The sequence below is a fragment of the Coleofasciculus sp. FACHB-712 genome (assembly GCF_014695635.1).
Taxonomy (GTDB): Bacteria; Cyanobacteriota; Cyanobacteriia; order Cyanobacteriales; family FACHB-T130; genus FACHB-T130.
Map to the genome: position 1 here is coordinate 1 of NZ_JACJOQ010000073.1, position 4,197 is coordinate 4,197.

Sequence of the window (4,197 nt, forward strand, 5' to 3'; positions counted from 1 at the left end):
AAGCTACTGGCGGGTCAGAACTTGTTGTCCGGGAAATCCTCAAGCACATTGATGCCGACCTCTATGCCCTAATTGACTTTGAATCCACCAATCCCGAAAGTTATCTCTTCAATCGCCCCATTAGCACCACATTCCTGCAACACTTCCCGAAAGCCCGCAGTGGCGTCCAAAAATATCTCCCTCTATTGCCGCTAGCGATTGAACAGCTAGACTTACGTGACTATGACGTCATTCTCTCCTCTGCCCACGCTGTCGCTAAAGGAGTCCTCACCAGCCCGCAACAACTGCATATCTGCTACTGCCATACGCCCATGCGCTACGCCTGGGATTTAACTTTTGATTATCTAGACAGTAGCCGACTAGGACGGGGTCTCCCAGGCATCCTGACGCGGTATCTACTTCATCAACTGCGTCAGTGGGATGTACTCTCCGCAAACCGCGTTGATTATTTCATCGCCAACTCCCAACACACCGCACGTCGCATCTGGCGCTGCTATCGGCGGCAAGCAGAAGTCATTTATCCACCCGTCAATGTTGAGCGGTTTTCCTTTCAGCCCCAAAAAGAAGATTTTTACCTCACCGTTTCCCGGCTGGTGAGTTACAAGCAAGTATCTTTAATTGTCCGATCTTTTAACCAACTGGGACGCCCGCTTGTGGTGATTGGCACGGGGCCGGAACTTGACGAAATGCGCCAGCTAGCGAAACCCAATGTAAAAGTGCTAGGGTCACAACCAGATGATGTTGTTGAGCAGTATATGGCTCAAGCAAAAGCATTTGTATATGCAGCCTGTGAAGACTTTGGCATGGCGTTGGTAGAAGCCCAAGCTTGTGGCACTCCTGCGATCGCCTATGGTGCTGGTGGGGCATTAGAAACCGTTCTGGATATTCGGGAACACCCGACACAGGGGACTGGCTTATTTTTTCCAGCCCAAACAGAAGCGGCTTTGATAGAAGCGGTAAAAACCTTTGAAGCATCGCAAGGATTATTTAATCCGGAGATTGCTAGAGTCCGCGCTTCTCAGTTCGCCCCTCAAACTTTCCAGAAGCGCTATCTAGCCTTTCTAGAGAGCTGTTATCAAGAATTTCAGTCATCCTCAGCCATTCGTCCCTAATCATCAGTCATGCTCTTTAGCCGATTGCTAAAAACCCATGACTAATGACCAATGACCCATGACTAATGACCAAATTCTACTTTCTGGGACTCCATTAGCTGTCTTCAGGCGTCTTGTGGCTTTATGATCGGGACTGTGTGGTGTGAAGTGAAGGAGTAAGATGACTGCCGAAAGCCAACTTATCTCCGGCAAGATGTTGTGGGCGTTCGTGAAGCGAGGTTTTCAACCACTCGCGCCGACAGGTAGGCCCAGAGGTTTGAGCAAACAGCGAGACCTCCCCCTACAGCGTCTAGACCGAGATTTCGCTAAGCGATGTTTTGATGTTCTGTTTTCACTGTCGGTTTTGATTTTGTTTTCTCCGGTTTACCTGCTGTTGGCCTTGCTGATTGCTCTGAGCACACGAGGTCCCATTTTTTATGTCCAGGAACGAATCGGGAAAAATCATCGGCCTTTTGGCTGTCTCAAATTCAGAACGATGGTGCCAAATGCAGACGAAGTTTTGCTGCAAATGATGGCAACCTCACCCCATCTGCGTCAGGAATTCGAGGATAATTTCAAACTCAAAGACGACCCTCGAATTACATGGATTGGTAAATTCCTACGGGTGACTAGCCTGGATGAGTTTCCCCAATTCTGGAACGTTCTAAAAGGGGACATGAGCGTTGTCGGGCCAAGACCTCTCGTTGCCGAGGAGTTGTCAAAATACGGGCATCACATTGACAAAGTGCTGACGATTCGACCTGGAATCACCGGATTATGGCAAGTTTCTGGGCGCAATGACATCCCTTATCCGCGCCGAGTCCAGATAGATGTCTATTACGTCAATGCCAGGAATTTCTGGCTGGATTTGTGGCTAGTTGTAAAAACAATTGGCGTTGTCGTTTCCCCCAAAGACAATGGTGCCTACTGAAACATAGCTAATGTTCGGCAATCTATAACTCAAGTCAAGTTCTTTGAACAACGGCTCCTACAGCTTTCCTCCTTGTGTAGAGAGAGCTGTAGTATTTTGTCGTTCATCGTTTTATGAGTTAGTACAGCGCTGGGAGTTACGCTTGCCTCTACAGCAGGTAAACTCTTCATGTCTAATTTCAGAGTTTAGATAAATTGGTTGTTGTAATGGCGATTAATTAATTTGTGTCGCTCAAAATTTATGCAACAGGTACTGTAGGTACTCTTGCAAGAAGCTTTTCCCCTCTTCTTTGCTCAACATTTAGTCCACCGTCGAAATACGTAAGTCTTATTGCCGATGCTTAGCAGAATCTACGTATATTCCTGATGTTGCGCCAGAGATTTTGCGTTAACGTAAGGAGTGAATTAAGGATTTCCTCTACTTACAGAGGGATTTTTCATAAATTTGGGTGCAAGTGACTCTTGCTGCAATGTTAGCGAGAGAAAGCTTACAGGATAATTACCAGTTACTGTTAAGACGATTGTTTCGTCACAGGCTATAGGGAATACTAAGTATGACGCAACGCAAGCGAGCGCTAATTACGGGCATTACGGGACAAGACGGTTCTTACTTGAGCGAATTTTTGCTTGAGCAAGGCTATGAGGTTCACGGGATCATTCGCCGGACTTCTACATTTAATACAGACCGGATCGATTATATGTATGAAGACCCTCACAAAGAGGGGGTGCGGTTGTTTCTGCACTATGGCGATTTAACCGATGGCACAACTCTACGCCGGATTTTAGAACAAGTCCAGCCGGTAGAAATTTATAATTTAGGTGCCCAATCCCACGTCCGCGTTAGTTTTGACTCGCCGGAATACACCGTTGATGCGGTTGGGATGGGGACGCTACGCCTTTTGGAAGCGATTCGGGACTACCAACAACGTACTGGCATTGAGGTACGGTTTTATCAGGCGGGTTCTTCTGAGATGTTTGGTAAGGTACAAGAAGTGCCTCAGAAGGAAACCACACCGTTTTATCCTCGCAGTCCTTATGCTTGTGCGAAGCTTTACGCTCACTGGCAGACGGTGAATTACCGGGAATCCTACGGCCTGTTTGCGTGTAACGGGATACTCTTCAACCACGAAAGTCCACGGAGAGGCGAGACGTTTGTAACGCGCAAGATTACCAGAGCGATCGCTCGCATTGTTGCCGGGAAGCAGAAAAAAATCTACCTGGGCAATCTCGATTCCAAGCGGGATTGGGGCTATGCAAAAGACTATGTAAGAGCAATGTGGCTGATGCTACAGCAACAGGAAGCGGATGATTACGTTGTAGCCACAGGAGAAACTTACTCCATTCGTCAATTCCTGGATATTGCCTTTGAACACGTCAATCTAGATTGGAAAGACTACGTAGAGTTTGACGAACGCTATTTGCGCCCAGCGGAAGTAGATTTACTGATTGGCGATCCCACGAAGGCGCATCAAAAGCTGGGTTGGAAACCATCGGTTACTTTTGAAGAATTAGTTCGCTTGATGGTAGAAGCGGATATGCAAGCTTTGGGCTTGAATTGTCCGAATGGCAATGGTTCGCACTCCCCTCTGGATCTTGCCACGATTCGCCAGAATGTAGGTAGTATGCACGATTAAGTCGTTTTGACTTGTAGGGGCAAGAACGATCCCCGCGCCCTACTGAGTGATGAGTGATGAGTTTTTCATTAACTCATCACTCATCAATTTTTGGAGATATCCTGAATCCAGTGGAGGATGGCAAGAGATATGGCTACTTTAGATTTAAGCGATAAACGGATTCTCGTCACTGGCGGAGCTGGTTTTTTGGGGCGTCAGGTCGTAGATCGGTTGTGTAAAGCCGGAGCCGATCAAAACAAGATTACGATACCGCGATCGCGCGAGTACGATCTCCGCTCTTTAGAACACTGTCAACGCGCCGTTGAGCAGCAGGATGTCGTGATTCACCTCGCCGCTCACGTCGGTGGCATCGGTCTGAATCTGGTAAAACCCGCTGAATTATTCTACGACAACCTGATGATGGGCACTCAACTGATTCATGCTGCCTATCAAGCAGGAGTTCAAAAATTTGTTTGTGTAGGGACTATCTGCGCTTATCCCAAGTTCACGCCAGTACCATTCAAAGAAGATGACCTCTGGAATGGCTATCCGGAAGAAACTAA

At 47.5% G+C, this 4,197-nt stretch carries 4 protein-coding genes; all 4 read left to right on the forward strand.

Features of this window, described 5'->3' with window-relative positions; all coding sequences use genetic code 11:
• Positions 1 to 1,112, forward strand: a 1,112-nt coding sequence (locus H6F50_RS01770; RefSeq protein WP_190425632.1) for a glycosyltransferase, incomplete at its 5' end; no start/stop codon positions are given.
• Positions 1,113 to 1,272: 160 nt separating this feature from the next.
• The gene (locus H6F50_RS01775) at positions 1,273 to 2,022 is read left to right on the forward strand and encodes a sugar transferase (RefSeq protein ID WP_190410681.1); all 750 of its coding nucleotides are present in this window, start codon (positions 1,273 to 1,275) and stop codon (positions 2,020 to 2,022) included.
• 553 nt (positions 2,023 to 2,575) lie between these two features.
• Positions 2,576 to 3,655 (forward strand): GDP-mannose 4,6-dehydratase, encoded by a 1,080-nt coding sequence (gene gmd / locus H6F50_RS01780; RefSeq protein WP_190410680.1) that lies wholly within the window; start codon positions 2,576 to 2,578, stop codon positions 3,653 to 3,655.
• A gap of 129 nt (positions 3,656 to 3,784) precedes the next feature.
• Positions 3,785 to 4,197: NAD-dependent epimerase/dehydratase family protein (locus tag H6F50_RS01785; RefSeq protein ID WP_190425634.1), on the forward strand; the 413-nt coding region annotated here is incomplete at its 3' end.

Coding starts and splice junctions, on each gene's coding strand:
- H6F50_RS01775 (WP_190410681.1), top strand. CDS start 1,273: ATGACTGCCGAAAGCCAACTTATCTCCGGCAAGATGTTGTGGGCGTTC.
- gmd (WP_190410680.1), top strand. CDS start 2,576: ATGACGCAACGCAAGCGAGCGCTAATTACGGGCATTACGGGACAAGAC.